Genomic DNA, 22,697 nt, shown 5'->3' with positions numbered 1-22,697 from the left:
GCCGACTCACCGGGTGCTGGACGTGGGCGCCTGGCACATAGCCCTGAGCGCGCCGCCGATGCATAGTTTCCAAAATCGACGCAGTCCTTCCCAGCCAGACGCAATGTCCTGGCCCGGCTTTCAAAAAAATTTGACCCCGGAAATGGCAATTGTGCCTTGATGTTGGACGCAAAAGACAGGCACGCGCCTCGCGCGGCTTTAGATGCTGCTTGAAACTCTCGTCCACGTCACCGACAATAAAAGCGTCAGGTTGTTCAATTTGGCGACCTGATCAACCGAAGACTGAATCAATGCGCTGGATGCACCCTGTTTCTAGGTCTCATGAGGCCGTTATGGCGGGTTCGATGCCGCAGGGTGGGGCATCCACAGAATCGGTTCACACCTCGACAAGAGTTGCCGCTGCTTCACCATGCGCGGGACACGGTCCCGCGTTGTTGTGCGGAAACAACCTATCCTTGGTTTCGCAACAAAAAACTGCGACGCATTGGACTGCAAATAGGTGTACGATGAGGCGTATGCGATTCTAGTACTTGCTGGCTGGGGGCGTTGCTAAGCAACGTGTGTTCAATGATGTTTCGATCTGATTTTGACGCAGGCGTCAGAGTGTGTGATGCACAAGGCGCGCTGCGACTTCAAGACAACTGGCGAGCGCGCCGGGTTCCGTTAAAAAAGCAACTCTTCGACCGGGCCTTCGCTGCGCTGGCGCTATTGTTTTTCCTGCCATTCTTCATTCTGATCACGGTGTCGCTTATCATCAGCGACGGACGGCCCGTGTTCTTCGCGCAAGAGCGGATCGGACGGAACGGTCGGCCGTTCCGCTGCTTTAAGTTCCGGACCATGGTCCGCGATGCCGAAGAGCGTCTCGAGGAATTGCTTCGCACCGATCCCGTGGCGCGGCAAGAGTGGAACATGTCGCGCAAGCTGACCAACGACCCGCGGGTCAGTTGCGTCGGGGAGATCCTGCGCAAGACCAGCCTCGATGAGTTGCCGCAGTTCTTTAACGTGCTGCGTGGCGATATGTCGGTCGTCGGCCCGCGTCCGATCCTCATGGAGGAAACGGTCTACTACGGCCGCAATTTCCAGGATTACATGTCGGTCAAGCCCGGTGTGACAGGCGCCTGGCAGGTCAGCGGACGCTCCAACACCACCTTTGAAGAGCGTGTGGCGATGGATGTGGACTATGTCCGCAACTGGACGTTCCTGCGAGACCTGCAGATCGTGCTGCGCACTGTGTCGGTCGTGCTCAAGCAGGACGGCGCACGGTAGCGATGACGCCTCATGTCAGCGCCAGGCCGACGATCGCCAACCAGGTGAACGCGCAGCCGGCGATGACAACACGCCAGGCCGTGGCCGTGCCGATCTGGTTTGCGACTTGCCGGCAAGGGTCCGTCGACATATCTGCCCCAGCGTTTTTGTGCATTGTGCCCCGATCCCGTTCCCAAAGCGCTTATCGACTGTGGCCCCGCCCGTACCAATCTCATCGGCAGAGACCTCGGTCGGGCCAATGACATTTGAACCACGAAACATGAATGACTTACTAATGTGTCCAAAATGAGGCTAGTTTTTGCAATCGCATCGACCGGGCGTGAGCGTATTTTGGCCGATTGCCTGGCTCACATCGCGCTGCAAGACCGCCTTCCAGACCTTGTGATACTCAGTCTGGGCGCGCCCGAGGACGCCCCGGCGAACGGGTATGATGCGTTGCCCTTTCCGGTGCGGGAAGTGATCGGCCCCAAGGGCCTGACGCGCCAGCGCAACCGCGTCCTCGACGCCCTGGAGCCGGGTGACATCCTCTTGTTTTTGGACGATGATTTCCTGATGGCGCCTGATTATCTGCGCCAGACGCTGCGCCTGTACGAAGAACACCCCGATATCGTGATGCTGACGGGCACGGTGGTGGCCGACGGCATCAACGGCCCTGGTTTCAGCTTCGAGGACGGGCTCAAGTTACTGGCCGATGCGGCGCGGCCCGCTGGCGACGGGCTGACCGACACCTACAACGGCTATGGCTGCAACATGTCGTTGCGCGCCGACCCGGTGATCTCGCTAGGGTTGCGATTCGATGAGCGATTGCCGTTTTATGGCTGGCTTGAAGACGTCGATTTCGGCCGCCTTCTGGCGCGGCATGGCCGGATCGTCCGGGCCGAGGCGTTGGTCGGCGTGCATCTGGGCACCAAGACAGGGCGCGGCACGGGGCTCTTGCTGGGCTACTCTCAGATCGCCAACCCGCTTTACCTCATCGGCAAGGGGACCATGCGGCGCGACAGGGCGCTGCGCATGATGCGCAGGAATGTAACGGCCAACCTGGCAAAGGCGCTATGGCCCGAACCCTGGGTCGACCGCGTGGGACGGTTGCGGGGCAATCTGCTGGCCCTCGGCGATCTCGTGCGCGGCCGGATCGCGCCGGAACGGGTTTTGGACCTGCGATAGGGGCGGGGAGGCGGCGCCATCCCCTGACCGGCCGCCCGAGGGCCGCCCCCTTCGTTGACCCGGCGGTGTGGCCGGCAAGGTTGCCCGCGACGGACTGCGCAGTTAGGCCGCCGATGCCGCGAGCGTTTTCCCGTAGAGCGCCATCACCGCGTCGGCCCATCCATCGGGTTTCAGGGCAATCTCGGCTGCGCGGGCGCGTTCGCTGAGCGCCCGCATCTCTGCGACGGGCTTGTTCTTGATCTGGCGCAGGCAGGCGGCCAGCGCGGCCGTGTCCCGCGGCGGGTAGGTCAGCCCCAGGTCCCCTGCGCGAAGCTCGTCGACCAGAAACGAGAGTTCGGTCACGATCACCGGCAGCCCGCTCATCAGCGCCTCGGCCGCGACCAGCCCGAAGGGCTCGGGAAAGCGCGACGGCATGACAAGCACCCGCGCGTGGGCGGCTTGGCGGGCGATGCCGGCGCGATCCTGCCAGCCGACGAAGGTTACCTCGGGGTGCTGCGCGGCCAGCCTTTCGCGCAGCGGCCCTTCTCCGACCACACTGACCGGCATGTCGACGGCGCGGGCCGCCTCGATCAGGTCTTCTACGCCTTTGTCGGGCTCGACCCGCCCGACGAAAAGCGCGCCGGCATTCTCTTCTGCCGGAATGCGATGGTCGGTATAGGGCGAGGCGGGGTTGCGTACCGTGACCAGCCGCTCTGCTGGATAACCGGCGCGCTGCAATGGCTCGGTCATGCCCGGGTGAATCATGGCGATGCCGGCCCAGGGCAACGCCTGGCCGAACTGGCGAAACAGTGCAGCCTGCCTGGCGACGCGCCAGAGCTTTTGCGGATAAGACCGCTTGTCGCAATGTGTCGTGATGCAGTCGGCGCTCAGCGGGCGGCGGGTGCAGTGCAGGCCGTGGTGAAAATCCATGTAGACCCCGTTGGGACAGGCCAGGAACATGTCATGGGCATGCACGACGGTTCGCGCAGCGACGGGGGCCAATGCCGAAAAGATCGAGGGTGAAAAGATCTGCGCCCAGGAATGCACATGATAGATCGTGCCGGGCGTGTCGGTCTCGGCGACGAAGCGCGCGACCATCTCGCGCGCGGCAGGATTGTCGATGCCCTTGCGCAACGCCTCCAGCTTGCCTCGGCCAAGCAGGGGCACCTCTCCCAAGGCGACGATATCGACGCCGATCTCGGCCAGCCGCGGATTGTCGCCAGTGTCGCCGGCGATGAAGGTCACAGGCACCCCGCGTGCGCGCAAAAGCTCGACCAACAACAGCGCCAGCACCGCCGAACCGCCTTGTGCGGTTGCGGAATCGTTGATGATGACCACGCGGTCGGGCTGCGGCAGGGCTTGGGCTGCGGGATAACTCATTGACTTGGGCTTGAATTGGTTGATCGGGGAAAGCCTAGCAGGCGGCACGGCCCGCGCCCACCGCGTAGGCGATGCCTTGGGCCTTGTGTCGGCCATTGTGTCGCGCCTGCAGCAGCCGGGGTCAGGCGAAGGGGTCTTCGGGGTAGCCGACGCTTTCCAGATACAGCCCGTCGGGGGGGCAGACCGGACCGCAGGCGGCGCGATCACGGGCCTCTAGCGCGGTCTTCACGTCGCCGGGCGCCCAGGCCCCGGCGCCCACCCGTTCCAGTGTGCCCACGAAACTGCGCACCTGGTTGTGCAGAAAGCTGCGCGCGCGGACGGAAAAGCGGAACTCGGCGCCGCCGGGGAACGAAACCTCTTCGATCTCCAGCGCGTCGAGCGTCTTGACCGGCGAGGCCGCCTGGCAGATCGAGGCGCGGAAGGTGGTGAAATCGTGCCGGCCCGTCAGGTGTCGCGCGGCCTCCTGCATCGGTGCCAGCGCCAGCGGGTGGGGCACCCGCCAGACCAGCCCGCGCTGATGGGTCATCGGTGCGCGCCGGCTGACCAGGCGGAAGAGATAGCGCCGCTCGACGGCCGAGAAACGCGCGTGGAAATCCTCGCCCACACGGGCGGCGGCGAGCACGGCCACCGGGGCGGGTTTGAGGTGGTAGTTCAACGCCTCGGACAGTCGGAACGGGTCCCAGTCGCGCGCGAGGTCGCAATGGGCCACCTGGCCCAGCGCATGCACGCCGGCATCGGTGCGCCCCGCCGCGGCGATCGAGGGCACGCCCGTTTCGAGCCGGGCCAGCGCGGCCTCGACCGCGCCCTGCACCGAGGGCTGATCGGCCTGGCGCTGCCAGCCCGCGAAGGGTGTGCCGTCATATTCCAGTTTCAGCGCATAGCGGGGCATGGCCCCGGTTACCGCGACATTGCGACCGGCGCAATCGGCCGCGTGGGGGCTGGCAGCCGGCGCTGGTCGTGATTAACTGAATGGCGCAGCCGGCGGAGGAACATGTGCGCATCGGCGATTTCGCAGACGAGGTGACCCGCGGGGTCGAGGCCATCGGGTCGTCGATCTCGGAGACTTTCATGGAGCCGGTGATCCGGCTGGGCGTCACCGGCCTGTCGCGCGCGGGCAAGACCGTGTTCATAACCTCGCTGGTCGCCAACCTGATGGAGCGGGGGCGCATGCCGCAATTGCGCGCGGCGGCGGCCGGCGCGATCCAGGCGGCCTATCTGCAGCCCCAGCCCGACGACACGGTGCCGCGCTTCGATTACGAAAACCACTTGCAGGCGCTGACCGGCGCCAACCCGCACTGGCCCGAATCCACCCGCGCGGTGTCTGAGTTGCGGCTGTCGCTCCGGGTGCGGCCCGCGGGGCTGCTGGGCAGCGTGACGGGCCCGCGCACGGTGCATCTCGACATCGTCGACTATCCGGGCGAGTGGCTGCTGGACCTGTCGCTTCTGGAAAAGAGCTATGCCGAATGGTCGGAGGAAACGCTGGCGCGCCTCGACGAGCGGCCCGGCTCCGAGGCGTTCCGCGCAAAGCTATCCCAGACCAACCCGGCCGCCGAGTTGGAAGAGCCCGCCGTCCAGGCGCTGTCGGCTGCCTTTACCGGCTACCTGCACGCCGCCCGCGCGGCGGGGTATTCCGACTGCACGCCGGGGCGGTTCCTGCTGCCGGGCGATCTGGCGGGCTCGCCCGTGCTGACCTTCGCGCCGCTGCCCAAACCCGGCCAGACCCCGCGCGGCAGTCTCTGGCGCGAGATGGACCGCCGCTACGAGGCCTACCAGCGCGAGGTGGTCAAACCCTTCTTCCGCGAACATTTCGCTCGGATCGACAGGCAGGTGGTGCTGATCGACGCGCTGGGCGCCATCCATGCGGGCCCCCGCGCCGTGGCCGACCTGCGCCGCGCGATGACCGAGATCCTGGGCGCCTTCCGGCCCGGGCGCAACGCGTGGCTGACCTCGCTTTTGACCGGCAGGCGGGTGGAACGCATCCTCTTCGCCGCCACCAAGGCCGACCACCTGCACCATTCCCAGCACGCCCGGCTCACCGCGATCATGCAGGCGCTGATGCGCGACGCGCGCCGGCGGGCCGATTTCGCAGGTGCCGACACCGCGGCCATGGCCATCGCCGCGCTGCGCGCCACGGTGGAAGAGACCCGCACCCACGAGGGCGAGCCGCTCGATTGCGTGCGCGGCACGCTGCTCGAAACCGGGCGGCAGGCCGCGCTCTACCCCGGCGAGTTGCCCGAGGACCCCGCCGTGTTGTTGGAGGACGTGCAGCAGAACGCCGAGCGCTGGCTCGAGGCCGACTACAACATCATGCATTTCGCGCCCGCGCGGCTGACCCTGCGCCCCGGCGAAGGCCCGCCGCATATCCGGCTGGACAAGGCCGCGGAATTCCTGTTCGGGGACCGGCTGAGATGACCCGCGGACCCGTGATCTTCGACCTCGACGAAACGCCCGAGCGGCCGACGGGGCGCGATGCCCGGCGAAAGGCGGACACCGAGGCCGCGCCGGCGCCGGCGCCCGAGGCAAAGCCCGCCCCGACGCCCGAGCCCGAGGCAAAGCCCGCCCCGGCGGCACCGGCACCCGCGGAGCGGCGCGAACCCGACGCCGACACGGGGCAAGAGGCCCGGCCCCAAAAGCGCCGCATCCTGCGGCGCGCACCCGACCCCGCGCCCAAGCCGCCCCCCGAGACGGCTCCGAAGCCGCAACCCACCCCGGCGCCGACCCCCGAGCCCGCGCCCGGCCCCGCCGCGCAACCCACCCCGGCGCCGACCCCCGAGCCCGCGCCCGGCCCCGCCGCGCAACCCACCCCGGCGCCGCCGCCCGAGCCCGAGCCTGCGCCCAGCCCCGCCGCGCGGCGCACCGCCCGCCCGGCCTCTGAGCGTCAGCTCAAGCGCCCGGTCACCCGCGTGGTCGAGCCAGAGCCCGAGGGCGCGCCAGACCCATCGCCGGCCACCGCGCCCCCGGTGCCCGAGCCCGAGGCCGAACCGGCGCCCACCGGCCAGGCGATGCAGACCGTCGCCGCGCTTGCCGCGCGCCGCGCCTCGCCCATCGCGCGGCTGTTCTGGTGGGCCTTCACCGGGCTCGTGGCCTTCATCGTCAGCGTGGCCGCGTGGGATTTCGTCACTGGCCTTTTGGACCGCAGCACGATCCTTGGCACCGTCGCGCTGTCGCTATTGGGCCTTGTCCTGCTCGCGCTCGCGCTGCTTGCCCTGCGCGAGATGGCGGCCTTTGCCCGGCTGCGCCGCCTCGACGACCTGCACAAAGAGGCCGACGCCGCGCTTGCCGCCGCCGATCTCGGCGCCGCGCGCAAGCTGGTCGACCACCTGATCGGCCTCTATCGCGGGCGGGAAGACACCAGGTGGGGCCGCGAAAAGCTGGCCGAGCGGGCCGAGGATATCTTCGACGCCGATGCCCTTCTGGCCCAGGCCGAGACCGACCTGCTGGCCCCGCTCGATGCCGCGGCCATCCGCGAGATCGAGGCCGCCGCGCGGCAGGTGGCCGCCGTCACCGCGCTGGTGCCCATCGCCCTGGCCGACCTTTTCGCCGCGCTTACCGCCAACCTGCGCATGATCCGCCGCATCGCCGAGATCTACGGCGGGCGCGGTGGCATCCTGGGCAGCCTGCGCCTGACCCGCGCGGTGATGACCCACCTGGTGGCCACCGGCGCCGTCGCCGTGGGCGACGACCTGATCGGCACCGTCGCGGGCGGCGGCATGCTGGCCCGCGTCTCGCGCCGCTTCGGCGAGGGGGTGGTCAACGGCGCGCTCACCGCCCGCGTCGGCGTCGCCGCGATGGAGGTCTGCCGCCCGCTGCCGTTCCGCCGGCAACGCCGCCCCTCGGTCAGCGCGCTGGTCAAGCGCGCGCTGACCGGCGTCTTCAACAGGGCCGAGGGCTGAGGGGCCGCGGCGCGCCGTCCCTTTACGCCCCGGTGCCCCCGGCCTATAAGCCCGCCCATGACGCACCGCACCGCGATCATTCAACGAATTACCGGCCCGGCGCTCTGAGATCGGAGACGCCGGGATATAGGCGCTTGACCCTTCGCGCCGCCGCTTCCACACATCGCCAGACCGATATTGCCTGAGGACCCCGTCCCATGTGTGCCGACACGCCCGACTACAAAGACACCCTAAACCTGCCCGAGACCGAGTTTCCGATGCGCGCCGGCCTGCCCAAGCGCGAACCCGCCTGGCTGGAGCGCTGGGAAAAGATCGGCGTCTACGACCGCCTGCGCGACAAGCAGGGCCGGCCGCCCTTCACGCTGCATGACGGCCCGCCCTACGCCAACGGGCACCTGCATATCGGCCACGCGCTGAACAAGATCCTGAAAGACATGGTGGTCCGTTCCCAGCAGATGATGGGGCGCGATGCCCGCTACGTCCCCGGCTGGGACTGCCACGGCCTGCCCATCGAGTGGAAGATCGAGGAACAGTACCGCGCCAAGGGGCTCGACAAGGACAAGGTGGATGTCGTCGATTTCCGCCAGGAATGCCGGAAATTCGCCGAGGGCTGGATCGACATCCAGCGCGACGAGTTCAAGCGCCTGGGCATCACCGGAAACTGGGCCGATCCGTACCTCACGATGGATTTCCACGCCGAGGCGGTGATCGCCGAGGAATTCATGAAATTCCTGATGAACGGCACGCTTTACCAAGGGTCCAAGCCGGTGATGTGGTCGCCGGTGGAAAAGACCGCGCTGGCCGAGGCCGAGGTCGAATACCACGACCACCAGAGCCACATGATCTGGGTGAAATTCCCCATCATCGCCGGGGCCGGCTCGGCGCTTGAGGGTGCCAAGGTGGTGATCTGGACAACCACCCCCTGGACCATTCCGCAAAACCGCGCGGTCTGTTTCGGCCCCGGCACCGGCTACGGCCTTTACGAGATCACCGGCCGCCCCGAGGAATGCTGGGCCCGGATCGGCGACCGCTACATCCTAGCCGACGCGCTGGCCGAGGACGCCCTGCGCGCCGCCCGGCTGGAGCCCTCGATGTATCGCCGCCTGGGCGACGTCTCGGCCGACGAGTTGGCCGCGCTGACGCTGGCCCACCCCTTCCGCGGCGCCGAAGGGGCGGAGGGCGAGTGGGATTTTGACGTGCCCATGCTGCCCGGCGACCACGTCACCGACGAGGCCGGCACCGGCTTCGTCCACACCGCGCCCAGCCACGGCGATGACGACTACCAGATCGGCCTGAAACATGGGCTGCCGATGACCTACAACGTGCTGGAAGACGGCTCTTTCCGGCCCGACCTGCCGCTTTTCGGCGGCGCGGTCATCACCAGGCCCAACGGGAAAGAGGGCGACGCCAACAAGCGTGTCATCGACGCGCTGGTCGAGACCGGCGCGCTGATCGCCCGCGGCCGGCTCAAGCACAGCTATCCCCATAGCTGGCGCTCCAAGGCGCCGCTCATCTACCGCAACACGGCCCAGTGGTTCGCCGCCATCGACCGCGCGGTCAGCGACGGGCAGGACACCTACGGCACCACGATCCGCACCCGCGCGCTGACCAGCATCGACAAACTGGTGAAATGGACGCCGCAGACCGGGCGCAACCGCCTCTACTCGATGATCGAGGCCCGCCCCGACTGGGTGCTGTCGCGCCAGCGCGCCTGGGGCGTGCCGCTCACCTGCTTCGTCAAGACCGGCGCAAAGCCGGACGATCCCGACTTTCTGTTGCGCGATCCGGCCGTCAACGCCCGCATCGTTGCCGCTTTCGAACAAGAGGGGGCCGACGCCTGGTATGCGCCCGGCGCCAAGGAACGGTTCCTCGGAAACGACCACAACCCCGATGATTACGAACAGGTCTTCGACATCCTCGACGTCTGGTTCGATAGCGGCTCGACCCACGCCTTCGTCCTGCGCGACCGGCCCGACGGGTCCGAAGACGGCATCGCGGATCTCTACCTCGAAGGCACCGATCAGCACCGCGGCTGGTTCCATTCATCCATGCTTCAGGCCTGCGGCACCATCGGGCGCGCGCCCTATCGCGGCGTGCTGACCCACGGTTTCACCCTCGACGAGAAGGGCAACAAGATGTCCAAGTCATTGGGCAACACCGTGGCGCCCGAGGACGTGACCAAGCAATACGGCGCCGACATCCTGCGGCTTTGGGTGGCGCAGTCGGATTACACCGCCGATCTGCGCATCGGGCCGGAAATTTTGAAAGGCGTGGCCGACAGCTACCGGCGGCTCAGGAACACCCTGCGCTTCCTGCTGGGCAACCTCGCGGGTTTTTCCGAGGCCGAGCGGCTGGACCCCGCCGAGATGCCCGAACTGGAACGCTGGGTGCTCCACCGCCTGGCCGAGCTGGATCAGACCGTGCGCGAGGGCTACGACGCCTATGATTTCCAGGGCGTGTTCCAGGCGCTCTTCAATTTCTGCACGGTGGATCTCTCGTCCTTCTATTTCGACATCCGCAAGGACGCGCTCTATTGCGACGCGGCCGACAGCCCCCGCCGCCGCGCCGCGCGCACGGTGCTCGACATCCTGTTCCACCGGCTGACCACCTGGCTCGCCCCGGTGCTCGTCTTCACGATGGAGGAGGTCTGGCTCGACCGCTTCCCGGGCGACGACAGCTCGATCCATCTCACCGACATCCCCGACACCCCGCAAGACTGGCGCGACGACGCGCTGGCCGCGAAATGGGCCGCGCTGCGCCAGGTGCGCCGGGTGGTCACCGCCGCGCTCGAGATCCAGCGCCGCGACAAGGTCATCGGCGCCAGCCTCGAGGCCGCCCCGGTCGTCCATGTGCAGGACGCTGATGTGCTGGCCGCGCTGAAAACCGTCGATTTCGACGATCTGTGCATCACATCGGCCATCCAGCTCACCGCCGACCCCTCGCCGAACGAGGCCTTCCGCCTGCCCGAGGTGCCGGGCGTGGGCGTGGTCTTCGAAAAGGCCGAGGGTGCGAAATGCCAGCGTTGCTGGAAGATCCTGCCCGATGTGGGCCAGCACGCGCATGCCGATACCTGCGCGCGCTGCAACGATGCCCTCGGCGGATGAGATCGGCGCGGTCCTGATCGACCTTGCCCACCGGCGGGGCAGGCGGACACCCGTCTGCCCCGCCGAGGCCGCACGGGCGCTGGCCTCCGGCCGCCACCCGCAGATGCCGCCGGTCCGCGTCCGTGCCGCCGCGCTGCAGGCTGCCGGCCGGCTGCGGGCCAGCCAGAAGGGCGCGCTCGTCGATCAAGCCCGGGCCACCGGGCCGATCCGGCTCGGCCTGCCCGATGCCTGCATTTCTTCTTGGCCCAAATACCCCAACGCGGCCCGGAACGGGCCGCCCGGCAAAAGCTGTGCGCGCGCCAGCGCGCGCCTTTCGAAAACCGGCTCAGGCCTTGGGATGCGCCGCGGCGTAGACTTCCATCAGCCGCGCGGTGTCGACCGCCGTATAGGCCTGGGTGGTGGACAGCGAGGCGTGGCCCAGCAACTCCTGTATCGCGCGCAGATCGCCGCCCGCGCCCAGCAGGTGCGTGGCAAAGCTGTGGCGCAGCGCGTGCGGCGTGGCGGTCGCGGGCAGGCCCAGTTGCAGGCGCACCCGCTCCATCGCCTTGGCCACCAGACGCGGGTTCAGCGCGCCGCCGCGCACGCCGCGAAAGAGCGGGGCGTCGGGGCCGGGCTCGAAGGGGCAAAGCGCGAGATACCGGTCCACCGCCGCGCGCGCGGCCGGAATCACCGGCACCATCCGTTCCTTGCCGCCCTTGCCGTGGATCCGCAGCGCCTCGGGCAGGGGGGCATCGCGGCCGGTCAGCCCCAGTGCTTCTGAAATGCGCAATCCGCAGCCGTAGAGCAGTGTCACCACCGCCGCGTCGCGCGCCGCCACCCAGGGCGTGTCGCTTTGCAGTTCGACCGTGCCGATCACGGCGCGGGCGGCGTCCTCGGCCAGCGGGCGGGGCAGCTTGCGGCTGAACTTGGGCGCGCGCACCGACAGAACGGCCGTGGGTTCGAACCCGTCGCGCCGCCCGAGCCAGCGGTAAAACCCCTTGACCGCCGAAAGCGACCGCGCGAGCGAGCGTGCCGCCACGCCGCGCCCGCGTTCATGTGCCATCCAGGCGCGCATCTCGCGCAAGCCCACGCGGGCCAGCGCCCCGGTGCCGGGGGCCGCGCCCTGATACTCTGCCAGAAAGGCCAGAAAGCCCGTGACGTCGCGCCCATAGGCGGCCAGCGTGTTCTCGGCCGCGCCGTTCAGCGCCTTTTCCTGGGCCAGCCAGTCGGATAGCGCCGCGCGCGCGCCGTCGGAAAGCGCAAGGCTCACGACAGCCAGCGGCGCATCGCCCGTTCGAACACGCCCGCGAAAAAGGCCAGAAGGTCGGTGCCCTGGTTTGGGGCGAACAGGTGCGGGTCCTCGGCCCCCATGGCCAGCATCGCCGGCCGCCGCCCGGCGCCGAGATCGAGCCGCATCAGCGCCTCCGACCGGATATCGACCGCCTTGGCGCCGTAGACATCCGCATCGCCGGCCTGGCATTGGCGCAGCGTCACCGCCCGCCCTGTGCCGCGGCCCCGCCCGATCACGGCCTCGACAAAGCCGGGTCCGGCGATGACCAGGACCTCGCCCAGCCGATCCAGCCCGCCGGCCATCTCGTCGGCCTCGCCTTCCAGGATCAGCCGCAGGCAATCGACCCTCAACGTATCGGCGACCTCGCTGCCCAGCGCCGCGAGGAAGCCCTCGAAATCGGTCGGGTCCAGCAGGCGCAGGATGGCGCGGTGGATCTGGTTGGTACCGGCGAGGTTTTCATAGGCCGCGGCGATCACCATGCGGTGGGTCTCTTCCAGCCGGTCGAGCCGGGCCTCCAGCCGCTCCATCGCGATGCCGCGCATGTCGATGATATTGCCGCCCAGCACCTTTTCGTTGGCGGCCACCAGCGCGCGCATCACCTCGGGGTCTTCGAGGATCACGTCCGGGTCGGCGATGATCCGGGCGCGCAGATCGTCGCGAATGGCGGGCATGCTGCTCATATTCTTGCCTCGGCTCGTTTAAGTTCTCTGGATACTACACCAGATTCAAAGGATTTTCTGCCCCGTTTTTTCCCAGTCCGCCATGAAGGCGGCAAGCCCTTTATCGGTCAGCGGATGTTCGGCCATCTTTTTCAGCACGTCGGGTGGCGCGGTGGCCACATCCGCGCCCATCAGCGCAGCCTGGGTTACGTGGTTGACCGAACGGATCGAGGCCGCCAGTATCTCGGTCCCGAAGCCGTAATTGTCGTAGATCGTGCGGATATCCGCGATCAGGTCCATGCCGTCCATGTTGATGTCGTCGAGCCGCCCGATGAAGGGCGAGACGAAGCTGGCGCCCGCCTTGGCGGCCAGCAGCGCCTGCCCGGCCGAGAAGCAGAGCGTCACGTTGACGGTAAACCCTTCCGTGGTCAGCGCCTTGCACGCTTTCAGCCCGTCCCAGGTCAGCGGCACCTTGACCGCGATGTTGGGCGCGATGTCGGCCAGCTTGCGGCCTTCGTCGATCATCTCGGGCGCGCTCAGCGCGACGACCTCCGCCGATACGGGGCCATCGACCAGCCCGCAGATCTCGCGCGTCACTTCCAGGATGTCGCGGCCCGATTTCAGGATGAGCGAGGGGTTGGTGGTCACGCCATCGACCATTCCGAGCTCGGCCAGTTCGGCGATGGCGGCCACATCGGCGGTATCGACGAAGAATTTCATGGGAGGATTCCTGCGTTGGGGGGCCAAATGTCGCGCCCGTGATACCGGATTGGCCCGGCTTCCGAAAGCCTCTGTCGCCGGGCGCGGCGCGTGACCGGCCGGCCCGATTTCGCCGAAGGGGCGCGGCTGGGGGTGCTGACCGCCCAGCCGCTCGACCGGGTTCTCGACTACCGCGCGCCGCCGGGGGGCTGTTCGGTCGGGGATTTCGTCGAGGCGCCGCTGGGGCCGCGCCGCGTTCTGGGCGTGGTCTGGGGCGAAGGGCAGGGCGATTTCGACGCCGCCAAGCTGCGCCCGGTGGCCCGGGTTCTCGACGCCGCGCCGATGCGCGACGAGATGCGGCTCTTTCTGGGCCGGGCGGCCGACTACACGCTGACGCCGCTCCCGGCGATGCTCAGGCTTGCCACCCGCGCGCCGGGGCTGGGCGACGGGCCGGCGATGCAGAAGGTCTATCGGCGGGGCACCGGCGCGCCCGAGCGCGCGACCGCCGCGCGCGCGCGGGTGCTGGAGGTGCTCGACGCCTATGGCGGGCTCGCCTTCACGCTGGGCGAGTTGGCGGCGCAGGCCGGCGTGTCCCACTCGGTGATCAAGGGGCTGGTGAAACAGGGCGTCGTGCTTGAGGAAGACACGCCGCGCGACCGGCCCTATCCCCGGCTCGACCCGGCGCGGCCGGGCGTGGCGCTCTCGCCCGACCAGGCGGCGGCGGCCGGGCGGCTCCGTACCGGGGTCGCCGCGGGGGGCTTTGGGGTGACGCTGCTGAAAGGCGTCACCGGCTCGGGCAAGACCGAGGTCTATCTCGAAGCGGTGGCGGCGTGTCTGCGGCAAGGCCGGCAGGCGCTGGTACTCTTGCCGGAAATCGCGCTGACCGCCGAGTTCCTGTCGCGCGTCGAGGCGCGCTTTGGCGCGCGGCCCGCCGAGTGGCATTCGGGCGTGACCCTGACCGAGCGGCGGCGGTGCTGGCGCATGGTGGGCGAGGGCGGCGCGCAGCTGGTGGTGGGCGCGCGCTCGGCGCTGTTCCTGCCGTTTCGAGACCTCGGGCTGGTCGTCGTCGACGAGGAACATGACAGCTCTTACAAGCAGGAAGAGGGGGTGTTCTACAACGCCCGCGACATGGCCGTGCTGCGCGCCTCGATCTGCGGGGCGCAGGTGGTGCTGGCCTCGGCCACGCCGTCGCTGGAAAGCTGGGCCAATGCCGAGGCGGGCAAGTACCAGCGCCTCGACCTTGCAGCGCGGTTCGGCGCGGCGGAGCTGCCCGAGATGCGTGCCATCGACCTGCGCGCCGAGGACCTGCCCCCGGGCCGCTGGATTTCGCCCAGCCTGCAATCGGCCGTGGCCGCAAGGATCGCGGCCGGGGAACAGGCGCTGTTGTTTCTCAACCGCCGGGGCTATGCGCCCGTGACGGTCTGCCGGGCCTGCGGCCACCAGATCGGCTGCGCGCATTGCGATGCGCGCATGGTCGAGCACCGGTTCCTGAAACGCCTCGTCTGCCACCAGTGCGGCGAGACGCGCCCCATCCCCGAGACCTGCCCCTCCTGCGCGGTCGAGGGCAAGCTGGCGCCGGTGGGCCCCGGCGTGGAGCGGCTGGCCGAAGAGGCCGCGGCGCTGTTCCCCGAGGCGCGGCTGGCGGTGCTGTCGTCCGATCTCTTCGGCTCGGCGCGCGCGCTGAAAGAGCAGATCGAGGCGATTGCGGGTGGCGAGGCCGACCTGATCATCGGCACGCAGCTTGTGGCCAAGGGCCACAACTTTCCCAAGCTGACGCTGGTGGGCGCCATCGACGCCGATCTGGGGCTTCAGGGCTCCGACCTGCGCGCGGCGGAACGGACCTTTCAACTGATGCGTCAGGTCGCCGGGCGCGCGGGGCGCGAAGGTGGGCAAGAGGGGCTGGCGCTGTTGCAGACCTGCCAGCCCGAGCACCCGGTGATCCGCGCCATCCTGACCGGCGACGAGGAAGGCTTCTGGCGCGCCGAGGCGGCCGAACGGCGCGCGGCGGGCATGCCGCCCTACGGGCGCATGGCCGGGATCATCCTGTCGGCGGGCGCGGCGCAGCCGGCCTTTGCGCTGGGCACCGAGCTGGCGCGCAACGACGCGGCGCTCAGGCGGGTCGGGGCGCAGGTCTTCGGCCCCGCGCCGGCCCCCATCGCGCGCATCCGCGGGCGGCACCGGGTGCGGATGCTGGTCAAGGCCGACAAGGGCGCGCCGTTGCAGGCGGCGCTGAAGGACTGGCTGAAAGGGGTCAAGCTGACCGGCGACATGCGCCTTCAGATCGACATCGACCCGCAGAGCTTTTTCTAGGAAAGGGACGCGCAGGTACCGCCCGGCCCAAGAAAGCCGCAACCTCCCCGGCAAAATCCTTCGTAGAATGCCGTGCCCGTCACGCGGTCTTTGCAGCGCCCCTGGGCTGGTCGACCAGATAATCCGTCGCCATGCCGCCGATCCACATGGCAAACAGCGCGGCCCACATCGTGCCCGCGAAGATCGACGCGCCGGTCACGCCCGCCCCGATCGAGCAGCCGCCCGCCAGCATCCCGCCAAAACCCATCAGCGCCGCGCCGATCATCGCCTTGCGCATGTTGACCTCGTTCTCGAACCCCTGGAAGCGCAGATCGCCCGCGATCCAGGCGGCCAGGAACGAGCCCAGGAACACGCCGGGCACCAGCCCGACATCGAAATGCAGGATCGCCGGGCGTTCGAGGAAGAACATCAGCATGTTGGCCGAGGGGCCGGTGAAGGTGAGGCTCTCGATTTGCACCGGCTCGAAGCTGACCTCGCTGAGGCCGAAGGTCAGCACCCATCCCACAGCCACCGAAAAGCCGACGCCCGCGCCGAAGAAGAGCTTGCGAAACGATATGCGGTTGCGCCGGGCCATCCAGAGGGCCAGCGCGGCGAAGAAAAATCCCATGAGCAGCCCCGACACGTCGGGCAGGCCGGCCGCGTCGATCAGGTTGACATTACGCCCGCCCGGCGTGATCCAGAGCGCTGCCAGCTTATCGCGCAGGGGCGACAGCCAGCCATGCAGGCTCATCTGCGCGAGCACGGCAAAGATCAGCCCGGAGATGACCGAGCGCAGGTTGCCCGTGGCCGCCAGCACCAACAACCGCCCCGGACAGCCGCGCGCCAGAACCATGCCCACGCCGAAGATCAGCCCGCCGATGATCGCCCCCGACCACGAGCCCGTGACCGCCATGATCCGCGCGTCACCCGTCCGCATCAGTCCGGCGAGTTCGGCGGCCTGAACCCAGACCAGCGCGGTGGAAAAGCACAAGAGCCACACCGCCACCTTCGAGCCCATTTGCCCGCGGGCGAATTCGACGGTCGCGGCGCGCAGGCAGAAGGCCGAACGTTGCGCCGCCACGCCGAAGATCATGCCGGTGACCAGGCCGAAAATCGCCGCAGCCGGCGTTTCGCCGATGCCTTCCACCAATGACAGTATGTCCATGCCCGCGTCTCCCAAGGGCCCACAGAGTTTGATTGTGGATGCAATAATGGACGGGGCCGAGCCTTGATCCAGATCAGGCAGCACCGCGAATTGGGCCTCGCCAAGACGGCAAAAACGGCGTAATGGCCCAGCCATGCGCCGCCTTGTCCGCCTCGCCGAGGCACCGGCGCTGCCGCTTTGGCGGCGGCCGGTCAGCCTCTTGTTCCTGATGGCATTCGCCATGCCGGTGGCCTTTGCCACCTGGTCGGCGCTGCTCAACAATTTCGTCATCGAGGCGGCGGATTTCACCGGGGTCGAGATCGGCTGGCTGCACACGGTGCGCGAGATACCGGGCTTTCTGGCGGTCGGGGTGATCGCGCTGATCATCTTCATCCGCGAACAGGTGCTCGGCGTTGTCGCGCTCTTCATGCTGGGCGCGGCGACGGCGGTGACCGCCTTTTTCCCGACGCTCGCAGGGCTCTTGACGGTGACGATGCTCAGCTCGATCGGGTTTCACTATTACGAGACGGTCAACCAGTCGCTGCAACTGCAATGGATCGACAAGGAACGCGCGCCGCAAACGCTGGGCTGGCTGGTGGCCGCGGGCTCGGCCGCCTCGCTTTTGGCCTATGGCCTGCTGGTCGTCACCTGGCAGGCGTTCGATCTCAGCTATGCGTTCGTCTACCTGTCGGCGGGGGGCTTTACCGCTGCGGTGGCGGTCTTTTGCCTGCTGGCCTACCCGCAGTTCGAGGCGCCCAACCCGCAGATCAAGCGGCTGATCCTGCGCCGGCGTTACTGGCTCTATTACCTGCTCCAGTTCATGTCGGGCGCGCGGCGGCAGATCTTCGTGGTGTTCGCCGCCTTCATGATGGTGGAACGCTTCGGCTTCGAGGTGCACGAGGTCACGGCGCTGTTCCTGATCAACTTCGTGGCCAACATGGCCTTCGCGCCGCTGATGGGGCGGGCGGTGGCGAAATGGGGCGAACGCCGCGCGCTGGCCTTCGAATATATCGGGCTGATCGCGGTGTTCCTGGCGTATGGGGGCATCTACTATTTCGGCTGGGGCGTGGTGTTGGCCGCAGCACTTTACGTGATCGACCACATGTTCTTTGCGCTCGCCTTCGCGCTGAAGACCTATTTCCAGAAGATCGCCGATCCGGGCGACATCGCGCCCACCGCCGCCGTCGCCTTTACCATCAACCATATCGCGGCGGTCTTTCTGCCCGCCACGCTGGGCTATCTCTGGGTCACCTCGCCAGGCGGGGTGTTCGCGCTGGCCGCGGGGATGGCCGCGGCGTCGCTGATGCTGGCGCTGATGATCCCGCGCCACCCCGAACCGGGCAACGAGACGGTCTTTTCGGCCTTCGTCCCCACCCCCGCGGAATAGCCTGCGCAAGATCGCCCAGCCGCCGGCGGCGGGGCGCACGGCCGGCCCTCGCCGGCCGTGGTCGATACCGGGCGCGGTGTCGCGCCGAAACCTACGATCTTATGACCGCCGGCGCCGGCGCGACAGCCCGCCGACAAGCGCAAGGCCGCTGCCCAGCAGCAGCGCCGAGGCCGGCAGCGGAACGACCGTCTGCTCGACGCCGTAGCGCACGTTGTCCATGCCGTAGCCTTCCGACGCAGCGAGCCCGCGCAGGGTGAACTCGGTGAACGGGGTGTCCGATACGACCCCGAAGAACTCGATCACTAGGCCAGTGTTCTGAGCGAGCTGGAGGGTTGATCCGCCTACTTCGAACACGCTCCGGTCGGCGTTGTCATTGAGAGCCGCAAAGGACGCGCCGAAGCTGGTGATCGCGCTGTCGAAGGTCAGCGTCACCGTCTCGCCTTCGTTAACCCCGCCGATCATCGCGTTCGACGCGAAAAGGTTGTTGGGCGAACTCGGGGGCAGCGTATCGATGTAGTTGAAAGACCCGCCGGAGATCGAGCCGGTATAGCTGATCGTGAAATCGCCGACATCCAGCGGCGCCCCGGCAAAGCTGGTGTCCGAGGCAATGCCGTCGAACCCTTCGAAGGACAGCCCGCCCCCCGCTGCCGCTAGCCAGGCGGCCTCGCTTGTGTATCCGACGACCGCCGCATGGCCGCCCGTCGCGGCCGCCAATGCTGCGGCGAAGGAGAAAGCAATCGTCTTCATCTCGAAGTCCTCCCTGAAATTTAAGTGAGGTAATCCTACAACAGAATCGGCCGAAAAATCGAGCCTTCGGCCGGTCTGTCTGCCGCGTAGCGGGTGTGGCCCGCGAAAATCGCTGCGCTGCAGGGACTTGCACTGCGCGGAAACCGGCCGCTGGCCCGTCGCCTCTACTCGGTGCAGAGCGGGTTGATCTCGAAGGCGGTGATCTGTCCCTCGCGCAGTTCGAAGGCCAGTCCCGACGCGCAGCCGGACGCAGTGGTGGCGCGGCCCTGCAGCCTGGTGTGCGCCTCGGTGGTCTCGACCGACGCGAACGAGACCTCGGTATAGGGCGCGACCCTGGCGAACCTCTCTTCGAACAGCTCCGGCGGAAAGTCCTTTTGCAGTTGCGGATGCAACAGCGCGCGCGCCGCGTCGTAGTTCCCGGTGCTCGACAGAACCACGAATTGGCGCGCCAGGACGCCCGGGCCTGCGGTAAGGTACATCACCGCGGCGATGCCGCCGACCCCGATCGCCGACAGGGCCAGGATGACTATCACAAAGGTCCGCATCGCCCCCCGCCCGCGCTTTGCGCGTCTCTTCGGTCGAGTTTGCGCCGTACAAGGGCGTATGGGCAAGACATCCGATTGGCGCGGGCGGAGCGGGCGCTATATTCTGCACGACAGCATAACCGCGGGAGCGACAGATGTTCCTTTTCAACACCAACAAGACCAAGAAGACCGAGATGGTGGCCGCGGCCGACGCGCTGCCCGGCCGCGACACGCCGATCCCCACCGCAGAGCGGCATTTCGTGTTCGACCGCCCGCTGAAAGCGCCGGTGCCCGAGGGCATGGAAGAGGCAATGGTCGGCATGGGATGCTTTTGGGGTGTCGAGCGGATGTTCTGGAAGACGCCGGGCGTCTGGCTGACCATGGCGGGCTATGCCGCAGGCCACACGCCCAACCCGACCTACGAAGAGGTCTGTTCGGGCCGAACCGGGCATAACGAGGTGGTGCGCCTGATCTACGACCCGGCCGAGGTCTCCTATGACGCGTTGCTGCGCGTCTTCTGGGAAGGGCACGACCCGACGCAGGGCATGCGCCAGGGCAATGACCGGGGCACCCAGTACCGATCGGGCATCTATACCTATACCGAGGCGCAGACGGCGGCCGCCGAGGCCAGCCGCGACGCGTTTCAGGCGCGCCTGCGCTCGGCCGGTTTCGGGGCGATCACCACCGAGATCCGCACCGCACCCCCGTTCTATTTCGCCGAAGGCTATCACCAGCAATACCTGGCCAGGAATCCAGGCGGATATTGCGGTCTCGGCGGCACCGGCGTCACCTGCCCGGCGGGCACGGGCGCCTGAAGCGGATAGGGGCGCGGTGGGGCAGCGCATCCACATCACCGGCGCGAGCGGGGTAGGCTGCTCGACATTGGCGCGGGCGCTGGCCGACAGGCTCGCCTCGCAATCCTTCGACACCGACGATTTCTTCTGGCGTCCCAGCGAGCCGCCCTTTCGCGTCAAACGTTCGCGCGACTCGCGGGTGGCGTTGATGGAAGAGGTATTTGCCCCGCGCGGGGACTGGGTGCTTGCGGGGTCGCTGATGGGGTGGGGCGACGCGCTGATCCCGCGGCTGACCCACGTGATCTTCCTGACGCTGGCGCCGGGCAAGCGCCTGGCCCGTCTGCGCCGGCGCGAACGGCGGCGGCTGGGCGCGGCGATTGCGCCCGGCGGTGCCCTCGAGGCCGACCACCGCGCTTTTCTGGATTACGCGATGGGCTATGACGCGCCCGACTTCACCGGCCGCAACCGGCTGAAGCACGAGCTTTGGCTGGCCGAGTTGTCCTGCCCGGTGATCCGGCTGGACGCCGCGCCGCCGGTGGAAGAGCTCACCGCGGCGGCTATCGCCGCGCTTGACCCTCACGCCGACAGCGCCTAGGCGCCAAGGCCGGACCCCAGCAGGAAAGGCCGCGCCGATGCCCACGTTCACCGCATTGACCACTCTCACGGGCAAGGACGCCGCCGAGGCGCTGGGCGCCGCGCTGGAACGTCTGGACCCGGAGCCCACCGGCATCGGCGTTTTCGAGATGGAAGACGGCTCTGGCCTGTGGGAGGTGGGCGGCTTTTTCACCGAGGCGCCCGACCGGGCGGGGCTTGCCCTGCTGGCGGCGATGCACGGGGCCGCGGATTTCGCGGTGTCCGAACTGCCAGAGGTCGACTGGGTGGCCAAGGTGCGCCGCGAACTCGCGCCGGTGGAGGCCGGCCGGTTCTTTGTCTATGGCAGCCACGATGCTGACAAGCTGCCCGCGGGCCGCATCGGGCTGTTGATCGAGGCGTCGATGGCCTTTGGAACCGGCCATCATGGTACCACCAAGGGGTGCCTTCTGCTGCTCGACGCGCTGGCCGACGCCGGGTTTTCCGCGGCGCGCACGGCCGATATCGGCTGCGGCACGGCGGTGCTGGCGATGGCGGCCGCGCGGCTGTGGGGCGGCGTCGTGATCGCATCGGATATCGACCCGGTGGCGGTGGAGGTGGCCGAGGCCAACCTCGCGGCCAACGCTCTGGCCGGCGCGGTCGACTGTGTCGAGGCGGCGGGGTTCGACCATCCCGCCCTTGCCGCCGGCGCGCCGTTCGACCTGATTTTCGCCAATATCCTGAAGGGTCCGCTGATCGCGCTTGCCCCCGAGATCGCCGCGAATCTCCGCCCCGGGGGGCGGGCGATTCTATCGGGGATTTTGGGCGATCAGGCCGGTGATGTGGCGGCCGTTTACGCCGAAAACGGGCTCATCGTTCTCAACCGGGCGCCAATCGGCGAATGGGCAACGCTTTGTCTTGAAAAATCAGGGGCCTAAGCCCCATTTCCGCCTCATTCGGAACGCATGATCGTCACGTGGTGGGCAGATGGAGAGCGTTATGTACGATCCTCAGATGCAAGAATTTCAAGGCCGTCTTCGGCGCGTGGACAAGATGCATCGTCGGGGCTATGGCTTCGAGGCTGCGGGTACGCTGGGCCGATCCGCCTACGCACGTCGCGCCCCGGTGCGCGTCAATCTTCTTCGCCCCGCGATGTTTGTCGTTGCGATCGTGATCGTGACCAAGGCCGTTTTCCTGTCGATGATCGGCGAAGGCAACTACAACGAGCGGCTGGCGCGCCTCGAGGGGGCCAGCGTCGCCGAGAGGGCGGGCGCCTATATCATGCAAGTCGACCCGGCAACCGCACTGATTGCCGACCAGATTCGCGCATTCCTGCCGCGCGGCTGATCCCTCCAGGGTCGCGGGCGGACGCGAAAAAGGGCCGTGCCGGATGGGGCACGGCCCTTTTGGCGTCTGGGCGCGCGGTCAGCGGCGAATGTCGTCGATATCGCCGCGCACGAGTCCGATGTCGTAAAGCTCACGGTCGCTGAGCCGCGACAGGGCATTTCGGGTAACGCGCGCGTCGTTCCAGGCGGCCAGCCGCCCGATCAGCGCGACGGCGGATTGCGACAGACGGCCCCCGAAGAGGCGGCCGTGGGGCTGCGTGTGTGTCGGGTCGAAGGAAGCCATCCGTTTTCCCTTTCATAGTCAGACGTGGCGGTGTTTTCGGCTCTTACCAGTGCCAGTTAGGCATGGCCTAATTATTGTGCAACGCGGAAATTTGCATGTGAGTCATGCGCGCAGAACATATCGATGACGTTCGGTAACGCCTTGTTTCAAAATGATAAACAAGGGCCCCGGTCATGTCGCATTCAGACCTGTGGATGGC

At 67.9% G+C, this 22,697-nt stretch carries 20 protein-coding genes and 1 pseudogene; 12 read left to right on the top strand and 9 right to left on the bottom strand.

The window, feature by feature from the left end; all coding sequences use genetic code 11:
* The first annotated feature begins 567 nt into the window (after positions 1-567).
* Complete coding sequence (locus Ga0609869_RS15310; RefSeq protein ID WP_125403281.1) at positions 568-1,266, top strand: sugar transferase; 699 nt, start codon at positions 568-570, stop codon at positions 1,264-1,266.
* Positions 1,267-1,551: 285 nt separating this feature from the next.
* Positions 1,552-2,430, top strand: coding sequence for a glycosyltransferase family 2 protein (locus Ga0609869_RS15305; protein ID WP_125403280.1), 879 nt, complete (start codon positions 1,552-1,554; stop codon positions 2,428-2,430).
* Positions 2,431-2,532: 102 nt separating this feature from the next.
* Here Ga0609869_RS15305 and Ga0609869_RS15300 read toward each other — a convergent pair whose 3' ends face one another.
* Together Ga0609869_RS15300 and truA are read right to left on the bottom strand one after the other, a co-directional pair.
* On the bottom strand, positions 2,533-3,789 hold the full coding sequence (locus Ga0609869_RS15300; RefSeq protein ID WP_170168742.1) for a glycosyltransferase family 4 protein: 1,257 nt from the start codon (positions 3,787-3,789) through the stop codon (positions 2,533-2,535).
* Positions 3,790-3,910: 121 nt separating this feature from the next.
* Positions 3,911-4,678, bottom strand: coding sequence for a tRNA pseudouridine(38-40) synthase TruA (gene truA / locus Ga0609869_RS15295; protein WP_125403278.1), 768 nt, complete (start codon positions 4,676-4,678; stop codon positions 3,911-3,913).
* Between the two features lie 80 nt (positions 4,679-4,758).
* Here truA and Ga0609869_RS15290 point away from each other — a divergent pair, with 80 nt between their 5' ends.
* The 4 genes and pseudogenes from Ga0609869_RS15290 to Ga0609869_RS15275 form a co-directional block, all read left to right on the top strand.
* Positions 4,759-6,201 (top strand): YcjX family GTP-binding protein, encoded by a 1,443-nt coding sequence (locus Ga0609869_RS15290; protein WP_125403277.1) that lies wholly within the window; start codon positions 4,759-4,761, stop codon positions 6,199-6,201.
* Between the two features lie 491 nt (positions 6,202-6,692).
* Positions 6,693-7,682: a YcjF family protein gene (locus Ga0609869_RS15285; RefSeq protein ID WP_125403797.1), complete on the top strand. Its 990-nt coding sequence runs from the start codon at positions 6,693-6,695 to the stop codon at positions 7,680-7,682.
* A 197-nt stretch (positions 7,683-7,879) separates the two neighbouring features.
* Complete coding sequence (gene ileS, locus Ga0609869_RS15280; RefSeq protein ID WP_125403790.1) at positions 7,880-10,786, top strand: isoleucine--tRNA ligase; 2,907 nt, start codon at positions 7,880-7,882, stop codon at positions 10,784-10,786.
* Positions 10,725-10,949, top strand: a pseudogene (locus Ga0609869_RS15275) (DUF3253 domain-containing protein); the annotation flags it as partial. The gene ileS and the pseudogene Ga0609869_RS15275, both read left to right, overlap by 62 nt.
* Positions 10,950-11,111: 162 nt before the next feature.
* On the opposite strand, the gene Ga0609869_RS15270 reads toward Ga0609869_RS15275, so the two are convergent.
* From Ga0609869_RS15270 to fsa, 3 genes are read right to left on the bottom strand one after another with little or no spacing between them, the layout of a single operon-like run.
* The gene (locus tag Ga0609869_RS15270) at positions 11,112-12,044 is read right to left on the bottom strand and encodes a tyrosine recombinase XerC (protein WP_438826892.1); all 933 of its coding nucleotides are present in this window, start codon (positions 12,042-12,044) and stop codon (positions 11,112-11,114) included.
* A complete protein-coding gene (locus tag Ga0609869_RS15265; RefSeq protein WP_245972139.1) occupies positions 12,032-12,736 on the bottom strand; it encodes a DUF484 family protein in 705 nt (234 codons plus the stop codon). Before Ga0609869_RS15265 ends, Ga0609869_RS15270 begins: the two co-directional genes overlap by 13 nt.
* Before the next feature lie 45 nt (positions 12,737-12,781).
* Positions 12,782-13,435 carry a fructose-6-phosphate aldolase gene (gene fsa, locus Ga0609869_RS15260; protein ID WP_125403788.1) on the bottom strand — a complete coding sequence of 218 codons (654 nt, stop codon included), beginning with the start codon at positions 13,433-13,435 and terminating at the stop codon, positions 12,782-12,784.
* Between the two features lie 90 nt (positions 13,436-13,525).
* Here fsa and Ga0609869_RS15255 point away from each other — a divergent pair, with 90 nt between their 5' ends.
* The gene (locus tag Ga0609869_RS15255) at positions 13,526-15,724 is read left to right on the top strand and encodes a primosomal protein N' (protein ID WP_125403787.1); all 2,199 of its coding nucleotides are present in this window, start codon (positions 13,526-13,528) and stop codon (positions 15,722-15,724) included.
* A 79-nt stretch (positions 15,725-15,803) separates the two neighbouring features.
* Here the strand turns inward: Ga0609869_RS15255 and Ga0609869_RS15250 are convergent, their stop codons facing one another.
* Positions 15,804-16,868, bottom strand: coding sequence for a YeeE/YedE family protein (locus Ga0609869_RS15250; protein WP_125403786.1), 1,065 nt, complete (start codon positions 16,866-16,868; stop codon positions 15,804-15,806).
* 133 nt (positions 16,869-17,001) lie between these two features.
* Between Ga0609869_RS15250 and Ga0609869_RS15245 the strand changes: the two genes are divergently transcribed.
* Positions 17,002-18,234 (top strand): MFS transporter, encoded by a 1,233-nt coding sequence (locus Ga0609869_RS15245; protein WP_125403785.1) that lies wholly within the window; start codon positions 17,002-17,004, stop codon positions 18,232-18,234.
* A 99-nt stretch (positions 18,235-18,333) separates the two neighbouring features.
* Here Ga0609869_RS15245 and Ga0609869_RS15240 read toward each other — a convergent pair whose 3' ends face one another.
* Together Ga0609869_RS15240 and Ga0609869_RS15235 are read right to left on the bottom strand one after the other, a co-directional pair.
* Positions 18,334-18,981 carry a hypothetical protein gene (locus Ga0609869_RS15240; protein WP_125403784.1) on the bottom strand — a complete coding sequence of 216 codons (648 nt, stop codon included), beginning with the start codon at positions 18,979-18,981 and terminating at the stop codon, positions 18,334-18,336.
* 164 nt (positions 18,982-19,145) lie between these two features.
* Positions 19,146-19,526 (bottom strand): hypothetical protein, encoded by a 381-nt coding sequence (locus Ga0609869_RS15235; RefSeq protein WP_125403783.1) that lies wholly within the window; start codon positions 19,524-19,526, stop codon positions 19,146-19,148.
* A gap of 134 nt (positions 19,527-19,660) precedes the next feature.
* Here Ga0609869_RS15235 and msrA point away from each other — a divergent pair, with 134 nt between their 5' ends.
* The 4 genes from msrA (at position 19,661) to Ga0609869_RS15215 (ending at position 22,216) form a co-directional block, all read left to right on the top strand.
* Positions 19,661-20,320, top strand: a complete 660-nt coding sequence (gene msrA / locus Ga0609869_RS15230) for a peptide-methionine (S)-S-oxide reductase MsrA (protein ID WP_125403782.1) — start codon at positions 19,661-19,663, stop codon at positions 20,318-20,320.
* Between the two features lie 16 nt (positions 20,321-20,336).
* A complete protein-coding gene (locus Ga0609869_RS15225; RefSeq protein WP_125403781.1) occupies positions 20,337-20,894 on the top strand; it encodes a P-loop NTPase family protein in 558 nt (185 codons plus the stop codon).
* A gap of 37 nt (positions 20,895-20,931) precedes the next feature.
* Positions 20,932-21,807, top strand: a complete 876-nt coding sequence (locus Ga0609869_RS15220) for a 50S ribosomal protein L11 methyltransferase (RefSeq protein ID WP_125403780.1) — start codon at positions 20,932-20,934, stop codon at positions 21,805-21,807.
* A gap of 61 nt (positions 21,808-21,868) precedes the next feature.
* Positions 21,869-22,216: a hypothetical protein gene (locus Ga0609869_RS15215; protein ID WP_125403779.1), complete on the top strand. Its 348-nt coding sequence runs from the start codon at positions 21,869-21,871 to the stop codon at positions 22,214-22,216.
* 78 nt (positions 22,217-22,294) lie between these two features.
* Here the strand turns inward: Ga0609869_RS15215 and Ga0609869_RS15210 are convergent, their stop codons facing one another.
* The gene (locus tag Ga0609869_RS15210) at positions 22,295-22,498 is read right to left on the bottom strand and encodes a DUF1127 domain-containing protein (protein ID WP_125403778.1); all 204 of its coding nucleotides are present in this window, start codon (positions 22,496-22,498) and stop codon (positions 22,295-22,297) included.
* Between the last annotated feature and the right edge of the window lie 199 nt (positions 22,499-22,697).

The sequence above is a fragment of the Rhodovulum iodosum genome, from assembly GCF_041020385.1.
Classification (GTDB): domain Bacteria; phylum Pseudomonadota; class Alphaproteobacteria; order Rhodobacterales; family Rhodobacteraceae; genus Rhodovulum; species Rhodovulum iodosum.
Note: the sequence above shows the minus strand (reverse complement) of the source record. Positions and strands in the feature narration are given on the sequence as shown.